Source organism: Cryobacterium sp. RTC2.1 (genome assembly GCF_035018685.1).
GTDB lineage: Bacteria > Actinomycetota > Actinomycetes > Actinomycetales > Microbacteriaceae > Cryobacterium > Cryobacterium glucosi.
In genome coordinates this window covers 1-21,187 of sequence record NZ_JASJXJ010000059.1, presented here as the reverse complement: position 1 = coordinate 21,187, position 21,187 = coordinate 1, and the positions used below count along the sequence as shown (strand labels likewise).

The 21,187-nt window shown below is 68.0% G+C and carries 15 protein-coding genes; 6 read left to right on the top strand and 9 right to left on the bottom strand.

The genetic code is table 11. The features are described from left to right. Positions 1-79: 79 nt before the first annotated feature. Both QN357_RS09445 and zapE read right to left on the bottom strand, forming a co-directional pair. Positions 80-1,246: an ammonium transporter gene (locus QN357_RS09445; protein ID WP_370294846.1), complete on the bottom strand. Its 1,167-nt coding sequence runs from the start codon at positions 1,244-1,246 to the stop codon at positions 80-82. A 389-nt stretch (positions 1,247-1,635) separates the two neighbouring features. After that, entirely contained in the window at positions 1,636-2,694 is a 1,059-nt protein-coding gene (zapE, locus tag QN357_RS09440; RefSeq protein ID WP_323504798.1) for a cell division protein ZapE, read from the bottom strand. A 186-nt stretch (positions 2,695-2,880) separates the two neighbouring features. Here zapE and QN357_RS09435 point away from each other — a divergent pair, with 186 nt between their 5' ends. Together QN357_RS09435 and QN357_RS09430 are read left to right on the top strand one after the other, a co-directional pair. Continuing rightward, positions 2,881-3,783, top strand: coding sequence for a sulfurtransferase (locus QN357_RS09435; RefSeq protein WP_134448010.1), 903 nt, complete (start codon positions 2,881-2,883; stop codon positions 3,781-3,783). Between the two features lie 20 nt (positions 3,784-3,803). After that, a complete protein-coding gene (locus tag QN357_RS09430; protein ID WP_134448008.1) occupies positions 3,804-4,238 on the top strand; it encodes a SufE family protein in 435 nt (144 codons plus the stop codon). A 5-nt stretch (positions 4,239-4,243) separates the two neighbouring features. On the opposite strand, the gene QN357_RS09425 is transcribed toward QN357_RS09430, so the two are convergent. Next, positions 4,244-5,473 (bottom strand): alpha/beta hydrolase family protein, encoded by a 1,230-nt coding sequence (locus QN357_RS09425; RefSeq protein WP_322135765.1) that lies wholly within the window; start codon positions 5,471-5,473, stop codon positions 4,244-4,246. 63 nt (positions 5,474-5,536) lie between these two features. Between QN357_RS09425 and QN357_RS09420 the strand changes: the two genes are divergently transcribed. The 4 genes from QN357_RS09420 (at position 5,537) to QN357_RS09405 (ending at position 10,750) form a co-directional block, all read left to right on the top strand. Then, positions 5,537-6,127, top strand: a complete 591-nt coding sequence (locus QN357_RS09420; RefSeq protein ID WP_134559836.1) for a DUF3000 domain-containing protein — start codon at positions 5,537-5,539, stop codon at positions 6,125-6,127. Further along, positions 6,120-7,316, top strand: a complete 1,197-nt coding sequence (locus tag QN357_RS09415; RefSeq protein WP_134448002.1) for an HRDC domain-containing protein — start codon at positions 6,120-6,122, stop codon at positions 7,314-7,316. The genes QN357_RS09420 and QN357_RS09415 overlap by 8 nt, the downstream gene beginning before the upstream one ends. A 77-nt stretch (positions 7,317-7,393) precedes the next feature. Continuing rightward, positions 7,394-8,593, top strand: coding sequence for a thiolase family protein (locus tag QN357_RS09410; protein ID WP_134448000.1), 1,200 nt, complete (start codon positions 7,394-7,396; stop codon positions 8,591-8,593). A 3-nt stretch (positions 8,594-8,596) separates the two neighbouring features. Continuing rightward, on the top strand, positions 8,597-10,750 hold the full coding sequence (locus QN357_RS09405; RefSeq protein ID WP_134447998.1) for a 3-hydroxyacyl-CoA dehydrogenase NAD-binding domain-containing protein: 2,154 nt from the start codon (positions 8,597-8,599) through the stop codon (positions 10,748-10,750). 90 nt (positions 10,751-10,840) lie between these two features. Here the strand turns inward: QN357_RS09405 and QN357_RS09400 are convergent, their stop codons facing one another. The 6 genes from QN357_RS09400 to QN357_RS09375 form a co-directional block, all read right to left on the bottom strand. Continuing rightward, a complete protein-coding gene (locus QN357_RS09400) occupies positions 10,841-11,818 on the bottom strand; it encodes an aldo/keto reductase (RefSeq protein ID WP_322140830.1) in 978 nt (325 codons plus the stop codon). A gap of 112 nt (positions 11,819-11,930) precedes the next feature. After that, positions 11,931-12,848, bottom strand: coding sequence for an NAD-dependent epimerase/dehydratase family protein (locus QN357_RS09395; RefSeq protein ID WP_322135762.1), 918 nt, complete (start codon positions 12,846-12,848; stop codon positions 11,931-11,933). 55 nt (positions 12,849-12,903) lie between these two features. Beyond that, positions 12,904-14,859 carry a 1-deoxy-D-xylulose-5-phosphate synthase gene (dxs, locus tag QN357_RS09390; RefSeq protein WP_134447994.1) on the bottom strand — a complete coding sequence of 652 codons (1,956 nt, stop codon included), beginning with the start codon at positions 14,857-14,859 and terminating at the stop codon, positions 12,904-12,906. 111 nt (positions 14,860-14,970) lie between these two features. Continuing rightward, entirely contained in the window at positions 14,971-17,790 is a 2,820-nt protein-coding gene (gene acnA / locus QN357_RS09385; RefSeq protein WP_134561176.1) for an aconitate hydratase AcnA, read from the bottom strand. A gap of 187 nt (positions 17,791-17,977) precedes the next feature. Then, entirely contained in the window at positions 17,978-20,359 is a 2,382-nt protein-coding gene (locus QN357_RS09380; RefSeq protein WP_322135760.1) for an HAD-IC family P-type ATPase, read from the bottom strand. A 37-nt stretch (positions 20,360-20,396) separates the two neighbouring features. Then, on the bottom strand, positions 20,397-21,187 hold a 791-nt coding region (locus QN357_RS09375; RefSeq protein WP_323504797.1), incomplete at its 5' end, for a DUF3159 domain-containing protein.

Here is a 21,187-nt window from a genome sequence, read left to right as displayed (position 1 = left end):
CCCCCCGGGGGCCGGGGTGGCCCCCCCTTCTTGTTTCGGCTGGCTCTGGTTTCAGCTGCCCGTGCAGAGAAAGTGCCGGTTAGACGGCGTCGAGCGCGTAGCCCTCTTCGCCGTGCACGATGGTGTCGACGCCGGCTACTTCGTCTTCGTTCGTGATGCGGAAGCCGATCGTCTTCTGGATGATCCAGCCGATGGCGTATGCCATCACGAAGGAGTAGATGCCGATGCCGAATGCCGCGAGGGCCTGCACGCCGAGCTGGTTGAAGCTGCCCGTCTGGAGGAGGCCGACGTTGTTGCCGACGAGACCGACGTAGAGCGTTCCGATGATGCCGCCGACGAGGTGGATGCCCACGACGTCCAGGGAGTCGTCGAAGCCGAGCTTGAACTTCAGGTCGATCGCGACGGCACAGACGGCGCCCACGATGAGCCCGAGGAGGATGCCCCACATCGGGGTCAGGATGTTACACGCGGGGGTGATCGCGACGAGGCCTGCGACGGCGCCCGATGCTGCACCGATCATGGTCGGCTTGCCGTCCTTGATCTTCTCAACGATCAGCCAGCCGATGATACCGGCGGCGGGTGCTGCGAGGGTGTTGATCCAGGCGAGGGCGGCGATACCGTCGACGGCGGCTTCGGAGCCGGCGTTGAAGCCGAACCAGCCGAACCAGAGCAGTGCGGCGCCGAGGAGGGTCAGCGGCACGTTGTGCGGCTTGGAGATGCCCTTCTTGAAGCCGACGCGCTTGCCGAGGACCAGGGCGAGGGCGAGGCCGGCCGCACCGGCGTTGATGTGCACCGCGGTGCCGCCGGCGAAGTCGTTGACCTTGAGGAGGAAGGGAGCCCAGCCGTCCGTGAGGTTGAACACCCAGTACGCGACCGGGAAGTAGACCAGGGTGGCCCAGACGCCGGCGAAGATCATCCACGCGCCGAACTTGGCCCGGTCGGCGATCGCTCCGGAGATGAGGGCGACGGTGATGATCGCGAAGGTGGCCTGGAAGCCGGCGAACGCGAGGGCGCCCAGGTCGGGTCCGCCGTCCTTGCCGCTCGTCAGGAGTGCGTTGAGGCCGATCAGCTCGGACGGGTTTCCGAGCCAGCCGCCGATGAGCGGCGGTCCGAAGGACAGGCCGTAACCGTAGAGGACCCACAGCACGCCGATCAGGCCCATGGCGCCGAAGCTCATCATCATCATGGAGATGACGCTCTTCGCCTTGACCATGCCGCCGTAGAAGAAGGCCACGCCCGGAGTCATCAGGAGGACGAGGGCTGCCGCGACGAGGAGCCACAGGGAATTGATGTTTGTGGTAAGTGCATCAGTCGTATCGTCCAGCAGGACCGACAGTTCAACCATGGATATGGTTACCTCTCTCTAACTAACAGGGATGACCGCCGACGTGCACAGGGTGAGCGTGAAGCGTGTATCGGCAGGTACAGAGACAGTGTGGAGTGCACACGTTTCCGCACACGCTCAGGGATGTTTCGACCGCGTTACGCGATTGTTGACCGTGTTAACATCGTGTTTCCTGACGCCCGGTATCTCCCGACTCCGCGTTTCCCGGCTTGACTCAGCCGCCGATTCGACAGGGCCGTTCCGGCAAACAGGCACGTCAGAGCCGCATTCGGCCGCGACGGATCCCGGTTTCAGTCGTGCGGAGGGAGCTCGCCCGTTGTCAGTGCCACCATCCGCGACTGGGAGCGCTGGTACTTCTTCCGGTAGCCGCCCGCGAGCATCTCATCGTCGAAGACCTCCGCGAGGGGCAACCCGCTCGCGACGATCGGTATTTCGGCGTCGTAGACGCGATCGATGAAGGCGACCAGCCGCAGGGCATCCGTCTGGTCGGTCAACAGGTAGCTGTCGGTCAGGGCGATGACCTCGACCCCGGCGATCAGTTTGATGTACTTCGACGGATGCACGGTGCTGAGATGCCGGATCAGGGAACCGAAGTCGTCTTCCGTCACGTTCGCTCCCCTGGCCACGAGCGCCGCGACGAGCCGGTCGAGTTCGGGTCCCTCGACGGCGACGGAGTGGCCTTCGATGTCGCGCCTGCGGTAGTCGAGCCCGTCGATGCGGAGGATTTCGAAGTTCGCGGACATGGCGCGGATCTCGCGAAGGAAGTCGATGGCCGCGAACCGGCCCTCACCGAGTGAATTCGGCGGCGTATTGGAGGTCGCGGCGACCCGGGTGCCCGAGGCCACGAGCTCGCCGAGCAACCGCGTCATCAACATGGTGTCGCCCGGGTCGTCGAGTTCGAACTCGTCGATGCAGATGAGCTTCGCCCCGGAGAGCTGCCGGACCGCCGCAGCATAACCGAGCGCCCCGACGAGGGCGGTGTATTCGATGAAGGTGCCGAAGTACTTGGGGCCCGGCGCGGAGTGCCACAGCGCGGCGAGCAAGTGGGTCTTCCCGACGCCGAACCCACCGTCGAGGTAGATCCCCGGGAGTTGCGCTGGAGCCTTCCGGGTACGTGAGAAGAATCCGCCGGGGCGCTGCGGTCGCCAGGCCTCGGCGAAGGCCGTGAGCCGGTCGACGGCCTCGAGCTGGGAAGGGAAGTTCACATCGGGCTGGTAGGACTCGAATGAGGCGTGCTCGAACTGGGGAGGCGGCACGAGTTCGGCGACGATTTCGGCCCCCGTGATCTCGGGAGAGCGTTCCGCGAGCCGATGCAGCCGACTGGGAGCCCGGGGCGCCTCTGGAACCATCGTGGAATACCCGTGTTTCTGTCTCGGTTGGCCATATGGGCTGCTTTTCGGACATTCGTGTTGAAGTATTTCACCACGAATGCGCGACCAGGCCGGACCGCGTACATTCGAAGCGCGGGCCGGAAGACCAGCCTAAACCGCGTTCAAATGATCCCGGGGCACCGCCCGGCCCCACTGGAGGTTCCCATGCCCGTCGATCTCGATCCGGATGCCAAGTTCGCCGCGTACGCTCATCCCGAACGGCTCGTCAGCACGGCCTGGCTGCGCGAACACCAGGGTGATGCCGGACTCACTGTCCTCGAGTCCGACGAGGACGTGCTCCTCTATGAGAGCGGCCACATCCCCGGCGCCGTCAAGATCGACTGGCACACCGAGCTCAACGACGCGGTCCAGCGGGACTTCGTCGACAGCGCTGCCTTCGCGGCCGTCCTGGGTTCGAAGGGCATCGCGCGCGATTCCACCGTCGTGATCTACGGCGACAAGAACAACTGGTGGGCCGCGTACGCGCTCTGGGTGTTCAGCCTCTTCGGCCACCCCGACGTGCGCCTGCTCGACGGCGGCAGGGACAAGTGGATCGCCGAGGGCGGAGCCCTGACCCGCGAGGCCACGGAGGTGGCTGCCGCGGAGTACCCCCTCGTCCCCCGCAACGACGCGCCGATCCGCGCCTTCAAGGACGACGTGCTCGCACACTTCGGCCGCCCGCTCATCGACGTCCGCTCCCCCGAGGAGTACACCGGGGAGCGCACCACGATGCCCGCATACCCGGAGGAAGGCGCCCTGCGCGGCGGCCACATCCCCTCTGCGGCCTCCGTGCCGTGGGCGCGCGCCGCGGCACCGGATGCGACCTTCAAGTCCCGCGCGGAACTCGAGGCGATCTACCGCGGCGAGGCGGGGCTCCGCGAGAACGATGCCGTGATCGCGTACTGCCGGATCGGCGAGCGGTCGAGCCACACCTGGTTCGTGCTCACCCACCTGCTCGGATTCGAGGACGTGCGCAACTACGACGGTTCCTGGACGGAATGGGGCAACGCCGTGCGGGTCCCGATCGTCACGGGAGCGGCCGCCGGTACGGCCCCCGAACCCCGCTGAACCAGGACAGGATCTGATTGATGACCACCACCGAACTGCCCGCGAAACTGGCCGAGATCCAGGAAGACTTCCTCGAGCTGGAACAGAAGGACCGCTTACTCCTTCTGCTCGAGTTCGCCGATGAACTCCCCGAGCTTCCGAGCCGGTACCAGGAGCATCCCGACCTGCTCGAACGCGTCGTCGAGTGCCAGTCACCCGTGTTCATCTTCGTCGATGTCGACGACCGGGACGCGGTGCACCTGCACGCGACGGCGCCCAGGGAGTCCCCGACGACCCGGGGATTCGCGTCCATCCTCGCGCAGGGCCTCGACGGCCTGTCCGTCGCCGAGGTGCTCGCCGTGCCGGACGACTACCCGCAGACCATCGGACTCACGCAGGCGGTCTCGCCGCTCCGCATCCGTGGCATGTCCGCGATGCTCGCCCGCACCAAGCGCAAGCTGCGCGAGCGCCCCTGAGACCGCTATCCGGCCGGGTGGAGCGGATCATCAGGCCCGGTCGGTTCCGCCGGGGATTCGAGTTCGCCGAGCCAGGTCCCGATCGCCGCGTTCCATCCTTCCCTGTCATAGTTCCAGAGTTTGGTGTGCCGCGCGACGGTGAACGGTAGAAAGGTCACGATGTCGGGCCGGCGAACCGCGAGGGCGCGCGACGGGCTCGAGGGCACGTAGCCGTCGTCATCGCTGTGCATCAGGAGCACGGGGAGCTCGAGGTCGTCGGCGCGGGTCACGAAGTCGAGCCTGCGGAAGTCGATCGGACTCGCCTGGCCGGTGAGGCGGCCGCCCCACCGCCGGCCGAGGACCTGCATGGCCCCCGTGGCAACGAGGCCAGGCAGGCGAAGCGTGCTGCCCTGGAACGCGACGACGTCTGCCCAGTCGATCACAGGCGAATCGAGCACGATGCCGGAGAGCAGGTGCGGGTAGCCCGTACGCGTCGCGGTTTGCAGCACGATCGCGCCGCCCATCGACCACCCCATCAGCACGATGCTCGTCGCGCCGCGAGCCGCCGCGAAACCGATCGCCGCATCGATATCGCGCCATTCGGTATCCCCGAGTCCGTACCGGCCGTCGTCGCTTCCCGGCGCGTCGCCGTCGTTGCGATACGAGACCAGGAGGCAGCTGTAGCCCCTGTCGTGGAACACAGGGACGGCCCGCAGGGTCTCCTGCCGTCGCACACCCCGCCCGTGCACCTGGATCACCCAGCGACCGTCCGGCCGCTCGGCGGGGACCAGCCAGGCCGGGGCCTCGCCGACCTCCGTCTGCACCTGCACCTGCTCGAACGGGAGGCCGAGATCCCAGGGACCCAGATAGGAATACCCGCCGAGGCGGCCTCTGCGGGCCTCGCTCAGGTCCCCGTAGTCGATACGGGCTATCCGGCGGATGACCGCCGTCTTCGTCACGCGGAGGACCTCGCCGAGCTGGGCGTGCCCGGACTCACGCTCGAACCAGAAGCTGTAGTCACCGGGCAACACGGAATCCGGCGTCACCGCGAGCGTGATCGTCGCGGCCTCGAGATCGACGCCGAGAACGTCGGTGTCGTCGGCGCGTGCGTCGGACGGCGTCACGATACGACGCGCCATCACGGCGGCCAGCACGCTCACTCCCGCCACCACGACCGCGGCCGCGCCGGCAACTACGAGAGCCGTGACCGCGACGACCAGTCCGCCCGGCGTCCCTGACCTCGATTTTTCCCGCACGCGTACCTCCGGCTGCCCGGCGTGCCTCACCGACCCGCCCGGAAAAAACTCTAGTCTGCAGACGTGCCCGAAACACAAGAACCACTCCCCCCGGAGTTCGCCGCTGCGCTCGCGGCCATCCGCAGAGCGCACACCCGCACCGACCTGGTGCTCAGCGAAATCCCGGCCCCAGGGAAGCTCGCCCCGCACGCCGTTGCCCTCTCCGCGGATGTCGCCCCGTCACGCCACGGAGGCAACTCCGATCTCGGGACCGGCCGTTTCATCCTCCTCTATGACCCTGAGGAGCCGGAGGCCTGGGGCGGAGCATTCCGGGTGGTCTGCTTCGCGCAGGCTCCCCTCGAGACGGAGATCGGTGTCGACCCTTTCCTCGCCGAAGTGGCCTGGGCCTGGCTGATCGATGCCCTCGACTCCCACGGAGCCCGCTATACCGCGGCATCCGGAACCGCGACTAAGATTATTTCGTCGGGCTTCGGCGAACTTGCGAAGCAAGGCGACGGTGCGCAGATAGAGCTGCGTGCTTCGTGGACACCTGTGGACCACAATCTCACCGCTCACGTCGAAGGCTGGGGCGAATTGATCTGCATGCTCGCAGGTCTTCCCCCGATTGGCGAAGGAGTCAGCATGTTGTCCGCACGCCGAACTGGTCGTGGTTGATCACCGCGTGATCGATACGCGGGACGCCTATCTGGCGGCCACCGCTGCCCTCAGCGAGGGAACGGGACCGATCGGCATCGACGCCGAACGGGCATCGGGTTTCACATACTCCCAGCGCGCGTACCTGATCCAGATGTACCGGCGCGGCGCGGGCACCTTCCTGTTCGATCCGCCGGCGATCGGGGACTTCTCCGAGCTCAACGCGGCGATCGCGGGAGATGAATGGATCTTCCACGCCGCCAGTCAGGACCTCGCGTGCCTGAGGGAGGTCGGCCTCGACCCGCACATCATCTTCGACACCGAACTGGCCGCACGCCTTCTCGGCTTACCGCGGGTCGGCCTCGGCACGGTCGTCGAGGAACTCCTCGGCATCCATCTCGCCAAGGAGCATTCCGCGGCGAACTGGTCGACCAGGCCGCTCCCGGAGAGCTGGCTCGTCTACGGCGCCCTCGACGTCGAGCTCCTCCCCGACCTGCGCGACCGTATGGTCGAGATGCTCGCCGCCGACGAGAAGACCCAGATCGCCGCCCAGGAATTCCAGGCGACGCTCGACCACGAGCCCAAGCCGATCAGCGCAGAGCCCTGGCGCAGGCTGTCCGGGGTGCATTCGATTCGTTCCCAGCGCAACCTCGCCGTCGCGAGATCCCTCTGGCTTGCCCGCGACGACCTCGCCAGGCACCTCGACGTGTCGCCGGGGCGCCTCGTCCCCGACGCGTCGCTCGTCGCCGCTGCACGGGTGTTGCCGGCCAGCAGGCAGGCGCTCGCCGATCTCCGCGAGTTCAGCGGCCGCGCGAGCCGCAGCGAACTCGACAGGTGGTGGACTGCGATCCAGGACGGCATCCGCGCGACGGACCTCCCCTCCCTGCGCGGAACCGGTGACGCCCTTCCCCCGCCGCGGGCGTGGTCTGACCGGAATCCAGAGGCCGACCTGCGGTACAAGGCAGCGCGGCTTGCTCTCGGCCAGATCTCCGAGTCCTTCGCGATCCCGATCGAGAACCTCGTCACTCCGGACTTCGTGCGCCGGATCGCCTGGACGCCACCGGAGCCGATCGAAGTGGAATCCATCAGCGAGGCGCTCGCCGCCCTCGGTGCCCGCGACTGGCAAATTGAACTCACTGCACAACAGATCACGGCTGCCTTTGTCGAAGCCAACCAAAACATCGCCGTAACCGTCGAGGTCGATTCGTAGGATCCGTCCAAGGATTCGACCCGTCAATCGTGCCACCCTAGGATCAACCGACACCTGATCTGATTGATGGAGGCACCGTGGCCGAAAGAGCAGAAGTCGTGTTTGTGGATGGGGTTCGTACCCCGTTCGGACGCGCCGGCGAAAAGGGCATGTACTGGAACACCCGGGCGGATGATCTCGTGGTGAAGGCCATGATCGGCCTGCTGGAACGGAACCCGAAGGTTCCGGGGGAACGTATCGACGAGGTTGCGATCGCCGCGACGACGCAGTCGGGAGACCAGGGACTCACCCTCGGTCGCACCGCGGCGCTGCTGGCCGGGCTGCCGAAATCGGTGCCCGGATACGCGATCGACCGGATGTGCGCCGGTGCGATGACCGCCGTGACCACGGTCGGCGCCGCGATCGGCTTCGGGGCATACGACCTCGCCATCGCCGGCGGCGTCGAGCACATGGGCCGGCACCCGATGGGCTCCGGCGTCGACCCGAACCCGCGGTTCCTCTCCGAGCGGCTCGTCAGCGAAGACGCCCTGAACATGGGCTCGACCGCAGAGCGCATCCACGACCGCTTTCCCGAGTACACCAAGGACCGGTCGGACCGGTACGCGCTGCGCAGCCAGCAGAAGGTCGCAGCGGCGTACGCGGCAGGCAAGATCCAGCCGGACCTGGTCTCCGTCGCCATTCGCAGCGAACAGGGCTGGGGGCTCGCGACCCGCGACGAAGCGCCGCGCCCCGAGACGACCCTCGAAGGCCTCGCCACGCTGAAGACCCCGTTCCGGCCCTTCGGCCGGATCACGGCAGGCAACGCGTCCGGGCTCAACGACGGCGCGAGCGCCTGCCTGCTCGCGAGCGGCGCCGCCGCCAAGGAACTCGGCCTCAGCGTCAAGATGAAGCTCGTGAGCTTCGCCTTCGCGGGTGTCGAGCCTGAGGTCATGGGCCTCGGCCCGGTACCGTCCACCGAGAAGGCCCTCCGCAAGGCCGGCCTCGGCATCACCGACATCGGACTCTTCGAGCTCAACGAGGCCTTCGCGGTCCAGGTCATCTCCTTCCTCGATCACTTCGGCATCGACGACGACGACCCCCGCGTCAACGAGTACGGCGGTGCGATCGCGATCGGCCACCCGCTCGCCTCCTCTGGCGTGCGCCTGATGAACCAGCTCGCGCACCAGTTCGCCGAACACCCCGAGGTCCGTTACGGCCTGACCGCCATGTGCATCGGCCTCGGGCAGGGCGGCACCGTCATCTGGGAAAACCCGCACTTCAATCGGAAGGCAAAGTAAGCGATGACCGACTACACCGCACTCGATTTCTCCGAACTCGTCGCCCTCTCCGGTGACGAGGTCGTCACGCATTCCTTCGTGCGCGACATTCCCCTGTCCGGGGCGCGCACGCTCGCCCTGGTCACCCTGGACAACGGCAGGGACCACACCCGTCCGAACACCCTCGGTCCGGTCACCCTTCTCGAGTTCGCCGCCACCCTCGACGCCCTCGCCGAGCGGGCGGCACGCGGTGAGATCCACGGCGTCGCCGTCACAGGCAAGCCGTTCATCCTCGCCGCAGGCGCCGACCTCGGCAAGGTCAGCGAGATTCCCTCGCTCGCGACGGGCAAGCTGCTCGGCCAGCTCGGCCACCACGCCCTCGGGAAGCTCTCCACGCTCGGTGTGCCCTCGTTCGTCTTCATCAACGGGCTCGCACTCGGGGGCGGTCTCGAGATCGCCCTCAACGCCGACTACCGCACGGTCGACGCATCCGTCGCCGCCGTCGCCCTCCCCGAAGTGTCCCTCGGGTTGATTCCCGGCTGGGGCGGCTCCTACCTGCTGCCGAACCTGATCGGCATCGAGAACGCCCTCACCGTGATCATCTCGAACCCGCTCAAGAACCGGGTCCTCAAGGCCACCGACACCGTCGAGCTCGGCATCGCCGATGTGCTCTTCGGGTCCGCGGCATTCCTCGAGCATTCCATCGCCTGGGCGGACGGCGTGATCGCCGGCACGACGACGGTCACCCGGCCGAACAAGCCGGGAAAGATCGAGCGCCTCGTGAAGTGGGACGCCGCGATCGGAATCGCCAGGCGGATGCTCGAAAGCAGGATCGGGACTGTCGCGCTCTCCCCGTATATCGCACTCGACCTGCTCAAGGCCGCCAAGAGCGGCACACGCGAGGAGGGCTTCGAGCGCGAGGACGATTCCCTCGCCGCGCTCATCGCCGGCGACCAGCTCCAGGCCAGCATCTATGCGTTCAACCTCGTGCAGAAGCGCGCCAAGCGCCCGGCCGGTTCTCCGGACAAGAAGCTCGCGCGCCCGATCACGAAGGTCGGCGTCATCGGTGCCGGCCTGATGGCGAGCCAGTTCGCCCTGTTGTTCGTTCGCCGCCTGCAGGTGCCCGTCGTCATCACGGACCTCGACCAGGCCCGCGTCGACAAGGGCGTCGCGTACATCCACGGCGAGATCGCGACGCTGCAGTCCAAGGGCCGCATCACAGCGGACGAGGGCAACCGGCTCAGGGCTCTCGTGACGGGCACGACGGACAAGGCGAGCTTCTCCGACGCCGACTGGGTGATCGAGGCCGTGTTCGAGGAACTCGGCGTCAAGCAGGATGTCTTCGCCGAGATCGAGAAGTACGTGTCGCCGGAGGCGATCCTCGCGACGAACACCTCGTCTCTCTCCGTCGAGCAGATCGGTGCGAAGCTCGCCCACCCGGAGCGCCTGGTCGGCTTCCACTTCTTCAATCCGGTCGCTGTGATGCCGCTCATCGAGGTCGTGAACACCCCGCAGACGAACGAGACGACCCTCTCGACCGCGATGGTGATCGCGGGCAAGCTGAGGAAGAACGCCGTGATCACGCGTGACACCCCCGGCTTCGTGGTCAACCGCATCCTCGCGAAGCTCCTCGGTGAGGCCATGCACGCTGTCGACACCGGCACCCCGTTCGAGGTCGTCGACGGCGCGATCGCGCCGTTCGGACTCCCGATGACGCCGTTCGAGCTCCTCGAACTCGTCGGGCTCAAGGTCGGAGCGCACGTCCTCGACACGCACCATGCCGCGTTCCCCGACCGGTTCTTCGAGAGCGACAACCTGCACCGGCTCGCCGAGCACGGCAAGATCCTCGAGCGCGATGCCAAGGGAAAGGTCACGGGCTTCGACAAGACCGCGAAGAAGATCGTCGCCGGCGGCACGACGCCGATGACGGGCGAGGAGATCCTGCGACGCATCGAGGACGGACTCGCCGACGAGATCAAGCGGATGCTCGACGACGACGTCGTGCACGCGGCGGAGGACATCGACCTGTGCGTGATCCTCGGGGCTGGCTGGCCGTTCCAGATGGGCGGGGCCACCCCGTACCTCGACAGGGTCGGCGCGAGCGAGCGCGTCTTCGGCGGCACGTTCCACACGCCGATGATCCGCGGAGTCTCGTCGGAGGTTCCCGTAGCCCTCTAGCGTCCGCTGCCCGCCTGAGTTGCGCAAAAAACACCCTCGTCGAGTCGGCGAGGGTGTTTTTTGTGTGGCTCAGGCGGGGAGGCGCCCTGGTTACCTGTTGACCCCTGACATGTCGGCGTAGCGGTCGCCCGCGGGGGCGTCGAGCGCGCCGAGGGTGGCGAGCTGCGCTTCCGTGAGGATGAGGTCACCGGCGGCGACGTTCTCCTCGACCCTGGCGACCCGCTTGGTCCCGGGGATCGGGGCGATGTCGTCGCCCTGGGCCAGCAGCCAGGCGAGCGCCACCTGGGCGGGGGTCGCGTCGAGTTCCGCAGCGACGGCATCCACCTGTTCGACGATGCGGATGTTGGCGGCCAGGTTCTCGCCCTCGAACCGAGGGTTCGAGCGGCGGAAATCGCTCGCGTCAAGCTGGTCGAGCGAGCGGATGGTCCCGGTCAGGAAGCCGCGACCGAGCGGCGAGTATGGCACGAAGCCGATGCCGAGCTCGCGCAGGAGTGGGAGAAGCTCCTTCTCCGGGTCACGGCTCCACAGCGAGTATTCGGTCTGCAGCGCCGTCACGGGGTGTACGGCGTGCGCGCGGCGAATCGTGTCCGGTGCGGCCTCCGAGAGCCCGTAGTGGCCGATGACGCCCTCCTCGATGAGTTCGGCGAGGGCGCCGACGGTCTCCTCGACCGGGACGCCCGGGTCCATCCGGTGCTGGTAGTACAGGTCGATGTGGTCGGTTCCGAGTCGGGACAGGGAGCCATGCACCGAGAGGCGCACGTTCTCGGGGCTGCCGTCGAGGCCCCTGCTTCCGTCGCCGCGGTGCAGGATGGTGCCGAACTTGGTCGCGACGACGACCTCGTCGCGCCGGTCGGCAAGTGCTCTTCCGAGGAGTTCTTCGTTGAGGTACGGTCCGTAGATCTCCGCGGTGTCGAAGAGCGTGACGCCGAGGTCGATCGCGCGGTGGATGGTGCGAACGGACTCCGCTTCATCCGTTCCGGCACCGGAGTAGAACGCGGACATGCCCATGCAGCCGAGTCCGAGCCGGGAGACGATGAGGCCGGTGCTGCCGAGAGTGATGTTCTTCATGCTGGGGAGAGCCTTTCCGATTCTGAGTGGAGGGAGGTCGTCGCCGACCTCGGGGATCGAGACCGTGCTGGGCGGGGTGGGTATGCTGCAACCCTAAAACCTCGAGGGCGGTTCAGGGATGACGGATGCCGACGCCGGCGAGGAGGGAACGGTACCCCTCCCGATAACTCGGGTAGGCGAAGCGGAACCCGCTCGCGAGCAGGAGGGCGTTACGACAGCGCTTGTCGCCGCCGCGAGGTCCGGGCGACGCCCGGCCCGCTGACCCGACGGGACTCGCGGGGCTGTCGGCCGATTCCCCCACCACTGTCGACGCGCGGCTCGCGAGTCCGACCGGATCGGGAACGCCGAGTTCGGCGGCGAGGAAGGCGAGGACGTCACCGCGCCGCGCGGGAAGGCTGTCCGCGCCGAGGTAGAGCGGCGCGGGCTCCGCGTCGCCGGTCACGAGGTGCACGATGGCCGCTGCCGCGTCGTCCCGATGGATGCGGTTGGTGTGGCTGGACAAACCCTCCGCAGAGGTCGTCCCGTCGCGGACCTGGCCGATCAGGCGTTCCCTGCCGGGCCCGTAGATCCCGGCGAGCCGCAGCACGGTGGCGCCGGGCAGGCGGCCGCGCAGCAGGTCCTCGGCTTCGAGGAGCACGGCACCGGTCCCGGACGAGGGCACAGCGGGAGTTCCCTCGTCGATCCAGCTCCCGTCGTTCACGCCGTACACGGCGGTCGAGGACACGAGCAGGAAGCGGCTCGGTTCGACGCCCGCCGCATCGAGGGCGTCGAGGAGGTTGCGCAGGCCGTCCACGTAGGAGGTGCGGTAGGCATCCGCGGTCGGGCCGGCCGCGGCGATCGCGACGATCACGATGTCGGTATCGGCGGGGACCACGGGCCGCTCACGGGTGAGGTCGACGGCCTGGCCCTCGATCGCGAAGGGAAGAACGCCGGGCGACCTGCGCAGCCCGACGACGCGGTGTCCGAGTGCCGCGAGCCGCAGCCCGACCTCGGTTCCGAGATCGCCGCAGCCCGCGATCATGACCGTCATCGGCATGCCCCGTCGCGCATACGCGGTGCGGGCGAGCCGGCCCAGGGTCGCCCGGTCACTCCGCGCGGCCGCCGCGCATCGTGATCGATCCCGTGTCCGTTCGATCGGCGGGGAGCGGCCGCGCGTGCGGGAGCTTGCTGCCGAGCACCATCGCCACGACGTCGCGCGCGATGTGCTGTGGCGTGAGGCCGACCCGTTCGAGGATCTCGGCGCGGGTGCCGTGGGCGAGGAATTCGTCGGGCAGTCCGAGTTCGGTGACGGCCGTGTCGACGCCGGCCTCGCGCAGGTCCTGGCGGATGCGCGTGCCGATTCCCCCGACCCGGATCCCGTCTTCGATGCTCACGACGAGGCGGTGCTCAGCGGCGAGCCCGACCAGGCTCCTGGGCACAGGGACGACCCAGCGCGGGTCGATGACGGTCGCGCCGATCCCCTGCGCTGACAGGCGCCTGGCGACGTCGAGGCCCATGGCCGCCATCGGTCCGACCGTGACGATGAGCACGTCTTTCTGCGTCGATTCGAGGAGAACGTCGACGCCGTCGTCGAGGCGGGCCACAGCGTCGAACTCGACCCCGGTGCTGCCCTTCGGGAAACGCAGCACGGTCGGTCCGTCCTCGACGGCGACGGCCTCTCCGAGCTCCTCGCGGAGCCTGGTCGAGTCGCGCGGCGCAGCGAGACGGATGCCGGGGACGACCTGAAGGATGGCAAGGTCCCAGATGCCGTGGTGGCTCGGCCCGTCCGGGCCGGTCACGCCCGCGCGGTCGAGGACGAAGGTCACCCCGGCCTTGTGCAGGGCGACGTCCATCAGGACCTGGTCGAAGGCGCGGTTGATGAAGGTCGCGTACAGGGCGACGACGGGGTGCAACCCGCCGAAGGCTAGGCCGGCGGCGCTCGTCACGGCGTGCTGCTCGGCGATGCCGACGTCGTGCACCCGGTTCGGGAACCGTTCCGCCATCCGGTGCAGCCCGGTCGGACGCAGCATGGCCGCCGTGATCCCGACGATCCGCTGGTTCTCGGTCGCGAGGTTCAGGAGTTCGTCGGCGAAGACCGAGGTCCAGGACGGCGCGCCGGGGGTCTCGGTCGACTCCCCCGTCTCCGGGTCGATCTGGCCGACCGCGTGGAACTGGTCTGCGGTGTCCTGCATGGCAGGGTTGTAGCCCTTGCCCTTCTGGGTGATCGTGTGCACGATCACCGGCGCACCGTAGTTCCTGGCCTGCTGGAGCGCCTCGAGCATCGCTTCCATGTCGTGCCCGTCGACCGGGCCGATGTACTTGATGTCGAGGTTCGAGTACAGCGCCTCGTTGTTGGAGAATCGGGCGAGGAAGCCGTGCAGCCCGCCGCGGACACCGCGGAAGAACGCACGGGCCGGTGCGCCCATGTTGTCGAAGGCGCGGCGGCTGCTCAGGTAGGCCGCGTGATAGCTGCTGCGGGTGCGCACGGTGTTGAGGAACCGGGCCATGCCGCCGATCGTCGGGGCATAGGAGCGGCCGTTGTCGTTCACGACGATGATCAGGCGGCGGGTGTTGTCGTCGCTGATGTTGTTGAGCGCTTCCCAGGTCATCCCCCCGGTGAGCGCACCGTCTCCGACGACGGCGATCACGTGCCGGTCGCTCTGCCCGGTCATCTCGAAGGCGCGGGAGATGCCGTCAGCCCAGGACAGCGAGCTCGAAGCGTGGGAGCTCTCGACGATGTCGTGCACGGACTCCGAGCGCTGCGGGTACCCCGCGAGGCCGTCCTGCTGGCGGAGGCCGCTGAAGTCCTGGCGGCCGGTCAGGAGCTTGTGCACATAGGACTGGTGCCCGGTGTCGAAGACGATCGCGTCGCGCGGCGACTCGAAGACGCGGTGGATGGCGATGGTCATCTCGACCACGCCGAGGTTCGGCCCGAGGTGCCCGCCGGTCTTGGAGACCTCGCTGACCAGGAAGCCGCGGACTTCCGCCGCGAGCTGGACCAATTCTTCGAGCGAGAGGCGGTCGAGGTCACGCGGCCCCGTTATGGTCTCCAGCAGGCTCATCGGCAACACCTTTCGAGTACGACGTCGCGGGCAGAAAGGAACCGGCGCGTAGCTTCAACAGGAGTTGAGTCTACGCGCCGGTCCCGAACGGTTACCCGGTAATCGTGCCGGTTACGCGACCAGTGAACGAAGAACGTACTGCAGGATGCCGCCGTTCCGGTAGTAGTCGGCCTCACCGGGCGTGTCGATGCGGACCACGGCGTCGAATTCGACGGTCGCCTTGCCCGCTGCCGAGTTCTCGCTCGGGGTCGCGGTCACGTGGACCGTCTTCGGGGTGACGCCGGCGTTGAGTTCCGTCAGGCCCGCGATCGAGACGATCTCGGTGCCGTCCAGTCCCAGGGACGCCCAGCTCTCGCCGGCCGGGAACTGCAGCGGGACGACGCCCATGCCGATCAGGTTCGAGCGGTGGATCCGCTCGAAGCTCTCGGTGATGACGGCCTTGACTCCGAGGAGGCTGGTTCCCTTGGCCGCCCAGTCCCGTGAGGAACCGGAGCCGTACTCCTTGCCGCCGAAGATCACGAGCGGGATGCCCGCGGCCTGGTAGTTCTGGCTCGCGTCGTAGATGAACGACTGCGGCGCGCCCGCGACGGTGAAGTCGCGGGTGTAGCCGCCCTCGACGTCGTCGAGGAGCTGGTTGCGCAGCCGGATGTTGGCGAAGGTGCCGCGGATCATGACCTCGTGGTTGCCGCGGCGCGATCCGTAGGAGTTGAAGTCGCCGCGGGCGACCCCGTGCTCGACGAGGTACGCTCCGGCGGGGCTGTCGGCCTTGATGTTGCCTGCCGGGCTGATGTGGTCGGTCGTGACAGAGTCGCCGAGCTTCGCGAGCACCCGGGCGCCGACGATGTCGCTCACCGGGGTGGTCTCGAGCGTCATGCCGTCGAAGTACGGGGGCTTCCGCACGTAGGTGGACTCGCTGTCCCACTCGAAGACTTCGCTGTCTGGCGTCGGCAGGGAGCGCCAGCGCTCGTCGCCCTCGAAGACGGCGCCGTACTCCTTCGTGAACATCTCGGTGTCGATCGAACTGTCGATCGTCGACTGCACCTCGGCGGAATCCGGCCAGATGTCCCTGAGGAACACCGGGTTGCCCTCGGTGTCGTCGCCGAGGGCATCCGTCTCGAAGTCGAAGTTCATCGAACCGGCGAGGGCGTATGCGATCACGAGCGGCGGGCTCGCCAGGTAGTTCATCTTGACGTCCGGGCTGATCCGGCCCTCGAAGTTGCGGTTGCCCGAGAGAACGGCCGTGACGGCGAGGTCGTTCTCGTTGATCGCGGCGGACACCTCGTCGATGAGCGGACCGGTGTTGCCGATGCACACGGTGCAGCCGTAGCCAACGGTGTAGAAGCCGAGGGCTTCGAGGTCACCGGTGAGGCCGGCCTTCTCGTAGTAGTCCGTGACGACCTTGGAGCCCGGTGCGAGGGTCGTCTTGACCCACGGCTTGCTCGTGAGGCCCTTCCTGACGGCGTTGCGGGCGAGGAGCCCGGCCGCGAGCATGACGCTCGGGTTGGACGTGTTCGTGCAGGAGGTGATCGCGGCGACGGCGACGGCCCCGTGGTCGAGGGTGTAGCTCGCCCCCGCGGCGGTCTCGATCGCGACCGGGCTGGAGATGGTCCGCGGCGGGTGGCTCACGTGGGTGTGCGAGATCGCGTGGGCGCTGCTCTCGTCCTGGGCGGTGAACCCGATCGGGTCGGAGGCGGGGAAGGTCGCCTCGACGGCGGCATCGACCTGCGACAGGTCCTGGGTCGCGTAGCTCTGCAGGTCGGTCTCGAACTGGTTCTTGGCGCGGCTGAGCTCGACCCGGTCCTGCGGACGCTTGGGACCGGCGATCGAGGGGACGACGGTACCGAGGTCGATCTCGAGGTACTCGCTGAAGACGGGCTCCCGGGCCGGGTCGTGCCAGAGGCCCTGCAGCTTCGCGTATGCCTCGACGAGGGCGACCTGTTCCTCGCTGCGGCCGGTGAGGCGCAGGTAGCCGAGGGTGACATCGTCGATCGGGAACATGGCGGCGGTCGAGCCGAACTCGGGGCTCATGTTGCCGATGGTCGCGCGGTTGGCGAGGGGGACCTCCGCGACGCCTTCTCCGTAGAATTCGACGAACTTGCCGACAACGCCGTGCTTGCGGAGCATCTGCGTGATGGTGAGGACGACATCCGTCGCGGTGACGCCGGTCGGGATGGAGCCGGTGAGCTTGAAGCCGACGACCTTGGGGATGAGCATGGAGACGGGCTGGCCGAGCATGGCCGCCTCTGCCTCGATGCCGCCGACGCCCCAGCCGAGAACGCCGAGACCGTTGACCATGGTCGTGTGCGAGTCTGTGCCGACGCAGGTGTCCGGGTAGGCCTGCAGCACACCGTTGACGACGCGGGTCATCGTGACGCGGGCGAGGTATTCGATGTTGACCTGGTGGACGATGCCGGTTCCCGGCGGGACGACCTTGAAGTCGTCGAAGGCGGTCTGGCCCCAGCGCAGGAACTGGTAGCGCTCGCCGTTGCGCTGGTATTCGATCTCGACGTTGCGCTCGAGGGCGTTCTCGCTGCCGAAGAGGTCGGCGATGACCGAGTGATCGATGACCAGTTCGGCGGGTGCGAGCGGGTTGATCTTGTTCGGGTCGCCACCGAGCTCTGCGACGGCCTCGCGCATCGTGGCGAGGTCGACGATGCAGGGCACGCCCGTGAAGTCCTGCATGATCACGCGGGCGGGCGTGAACTGGATCTCGGTGTCCGGTTCGCTCGTGGGAACCCAGGCGCCGAGGGCGCGGATGTGATCGGCCGTGATGTTGGCGCCGTCTTCGGTGCGGAGGAGGTTCTCCAGCAGCACCTTGAGACTGAACGGCAGCAATTCGTAACCCTGCACCGAGTCCAGGCGAAAGACCTCATAGTCTGTCGCTCCGACGCGGAGGGTGTCCTTGGCTCCAAAACTGTTTAACGCAGACACGATGCCCTCTCCTTTGTGGAAACTGACGGGAATCCGTCCGCAGTCCCCAATCCTGACGAACGGACCAGCGCAAGGCCAGCAAGGGTAACCTAACCGGCGGCGTCACCGAACGATATCACCGTCAAACTATCTTGACGTAGAGATAACTCTAGCAGGGAGCGGCTGCCCGGTCTTCCCCTGGCGCGCCCTATTCGCGGTCGAAAACGAGACCGGTGCGCCGCGCATGCCGGTACATGAGCTCGATGCCCGCCGCTCCGAGCGCCCCGATGCCGATCCCGAAAAGCAACGGGAGGTCGAGGCGCACGTCGATGACGAAGAACGCCCGGGTGAACGGGATCGTGCACGCGAGCACCATCGCAGCGGCCATTCCCGTGACGAGGGCGAGACGGGGACCCGTGAGCGGCCGGGCGAGCACGCAGAGAATCCAGAGCGAGACGACGAAAAGCGCGATGGTCGTGACGCTCCGCGCCTCGTGGAGCGGAATCCTGCCGTAGAGGAAGAGGAACGTCACGAGGGCCGTCGCCGCGGCGATGGCGCCTGTCGGCACGGCGTAGCGGAGGATGCGGCGCAGGACCCCCGGGGTGTAGATCCGCCGGTTGGGCGCAAGCGCGAGCACGAACGAGGGGATGCCGATCGCGAGGCCGGAGACCAGCGTGAGCTGCCGGGGCAGGAACGGGAACGGCAAGGCGAGCAGGGAGGTCGTCAGGGCGATCAGGATGCCGTAGACCGTCTTGGACAGGAACAGGTTGGCGACGCGTTCGACGTTGGCGATGACCCTGCGACCGAGGCCGAGCACCTCGGGGAGGCGGTCGAAGCGGTTGTCGAGCAGGACGAGGCGCGACGCCGCCTTCGTGGCAGGGGTCGCAGACCCCATCGCGATGCCGAGGTCGGCGTCCTTGATCGCCATCGCGTCGTTGACGCCGTCCCCCGTCATCGCGACCGTCCGCCCCTGTCCCTGCAGCAGGGCGACGGCCGTCCGCTTCTGCTCGGGGCTGACCCGTCCGAACAGGCTCGTCGTTTCGAGCGCGGCCGCCAGTGCTTCGTCATCGTCGAGTTCTGCAGCGTTGACCGTCTCGCCGGCCACGCCGAGGCTGCGCGCGATCGCGGCGACCGTCACGGGGCTGTCCCCGGACATGACGATCACGCGCACCCCCTGCGTCGCGAAGTACCGCAGGGTCTCTGCCGCGTGCGGGCGAACCGATTCGCGGAACACCACGAGGCACACCGGTTCGAGGCTGGAGTGCTCCGGGTCGATCGCCGTGTCGAGGGGTGTCGTCCCGTCCAGGCGCACGAGCGCGAGGGTGCGGTGTCCCTCGGCGGCGATAGCGGATGCCGCCTCCAGCGATTCGGGGTGCGCCGCGAGCAGCCGCTCGGGGGCCCCGAAGAGCCACGACGAACTGCCGCGCCCGGGAAGGTCGAGGGTGATGCCGCTGAACTTGCGGGCGGAGCTGAACGGGAGCCGGGCGCCCACGACGGCCGCCCCCGGTTCGAAGTGCAGCCCGAGCACCCGCGCGGTGAGGTTCGCCGCATCGTCCGTGCCGATCAGGCCGAGCACGAGCCGGGCATCCGCTTCGTGCGCCGCCGACTGCACGACGAGCCTGTCGAAGTCGAGCGTGCCGCTCGTGAGGGTGCCGGTCTTGTCGAGGCAGAGCACGTCCACCCGCGCGAGCACCTCGACAGCGGCGAGTTCCTCGATGAGGACCTTGTGCCTGGCCAGCTGGATGGCGGCGAGGCCGAAGGCGAGGCTGATCAGGAGGACGAGGCCCTCGGGGATCATGCCGACGACGCCGGCCACCGAGTCGCGGAGTGCGCTTCGCCACGGAGCATCCGGCCCGGTGAAGAGCGCGTCGAGCCCGCCGTATGCCGCGATGCGCCCGATCAGGGTGAGGAGGATCACCGGGCCGAGCAGCCACGACAGCAGCACGAGGATGCGGTTGGTCGCCGCCCGGAGCTCGGAGTGGACGAGGGAGTGCCGCTTGATCTCGGCGGTGAGCCGGTTCGCATACGAGTCAGCACCCACGAACGTGAGCCGCGCGTAGCCGGAGCCGCCCGAGATGTACGAGCCGGACAGGAGTTCGTCGCCGACGACCTTGACGACCGGATCGGACTCCCCGGTGAGGAGGGACTCGTCCGCGACGAGGTCGTCTCCATCGAGGACGACGGCGTCAGCGGGCACCTGGTCGCCCGGACGGAGGATGAGCACGTCGTCCTGCACGACCAAGCCGAGCGGGACGATGTGCGCGAACCCATCGCGCTTGACCGCGACTTCGGGAACCGCGAGGAGCGCGAGGCGGTCGAGCACGAGCTTCGCACGGACCTCCTGCACGATCCCGATCAGCGCGTTCGCGACGACGACGAGGTAGAAGAGGCCGTCCCGGTAGTCGCCGAGCACGGCGACGGCGACGAAGCACACGGTCAGGATCGCGTTGAACAGGGTGAAGACGTTCTCCCGCAGGATGTCCGCCACCGTGCGCGACGTCGACTGCCGGACGTCGTTGCCTCGACCGTCCGCGAGCCGCTCGGCGATCTCGGCGTCGCTCAGCCCATCGTGAACCCCCGCGCCGGTCATGAAGCTGCGCCGGTCACGACGCTGCTGTGGTCATGGATCAGTTCCCGGATTCACCGTCGGCGGGCGGGCTCGGACGGTAGACGGACCGCACCATCAGCCACGACACGATGAGGAGCGGCGCATACAGCGGGATGCCCATCAGGAGCTTGGTCGCGCCGAGCCAGGCGACGTTGCCTGCGTAGTACAGCGGGAGTTCCACGGCGAGGCGCAGGAGGAACAGCCCTGCCCAGAGGGCGGTCAGCAGGGTGAGCACCCGGCGCTTGGACGGGTCGGACCGCCAGTTCACGCCGTCGCCGACCAGGAAGCCGACGGCGAGGCCGATGAGCGGCCACCCCACGATGATCGAGATCACGAGGGCTCCCCCGTACACGCCGTTGATCCAGAACCCGGAGAGGTAGAAGTCCTCTGCCTTTCCGGAGAGCAAGGCGAGCACGGCGCTGATGCCGATGCCGACGAGTCCGCCGACAGCCTGCGTCACGGTCTGCCTCGCCGCGACACGCAGGCCCGCCATCACGACACCGATCACGATCGGGGCGACGAGGGAGGGAACCAGGGCCCGGGTCAGGGTGTACGTGACGAGGAAGACGAGCCCGGGCACCACGGCCTCGACCAGGCCGCGGATGCCGCCCATCGCTGCGAGCAGGGCGTGGCCGCTGATCGGCTCCCCCTCTGCAGCGGGCGAGAAGCCGGCACGTCGCGCCGCAGCGGCCATGCCGTCGGCGAACACGGCCTTCGGGGCCGGCTCCGCCGGGTGGGGGGTCTCCGGCTCGTCGCGGGATGCTGGGGTGTCCGTCATGTCGGGGCGATCTTCCTGGCGGGAACGGGTGG

What these genes read in the sequence shown, in the direction of transcription:
- QN357_RS09445 (WP_370294846.1), bottom strand. Translation starts at nt 1,246, where the DNA reads ATGACTCCGGGCGTGGCCTTCTTCTACGGCGGCATGGTCAAGGCGAAG.
- QN357_RS09430 (WP_134448008.1), top strand. Translation starts at nt 3,804, where the DNA reads ATGACCACCACCGAACTGCCCGCGAAACTGGCCGAGATCCAGGAAGAC.
- QN357_RS09405 (WP_134447998.1), top strand. Translation starts at nt 8,597, where the DNA reads ATGACCGACTACACCGCACTCGATTTCTCCGAACTCGTCGCCCTCTCC.
- QN357_RS09380 (WP_322135760.1), bottom strand. Translation starts at nt 20,359, where the DNA reads ATGACCGGCGCGGGGGTTCACGATGGGCTGAGCGACGCCGAGATCGCC.
- QN357_RS09395 (WP_322135762.1), bottom strand. Translation starts at nt 12,848, where the DNA reads ATGACGGTCATGATCGCGGGCTGCGGCGATCTCGGAACCGAGGTCGGG.
- zapE (WP_323504798.1), bottom strand. Translation starts at nt 2,694, where the DNA reads ATGGTTCCAGAGGCGCCCCGGGCTCCCAGTCGGCTGCATCGGCTCGCG.
- QN357_RS09400 (WP_322140830.1), bottom strand. Translation starts at nt 11,818, where the DNA reads ATGAAGAACATCACTCTCGGCAGCACCGGCCTCATCGTCTCCCGGCTC.
- dxs (WP_134447994.1), bottom strand. Translation starts at nt 14,859, where the DNA reads ATGAGCCTGCTGGAGACCATAACGGGGCCGCGTGACCTCGACCGCCTC.
- QN357_RS09435 (WP_134448010.1), top strand. Translation starts at nt 2,881, where the DNA reads ATGCCCGTCGATCTCGATCCGGATGCCAAGTTCGCCGCGTACGCTCAT.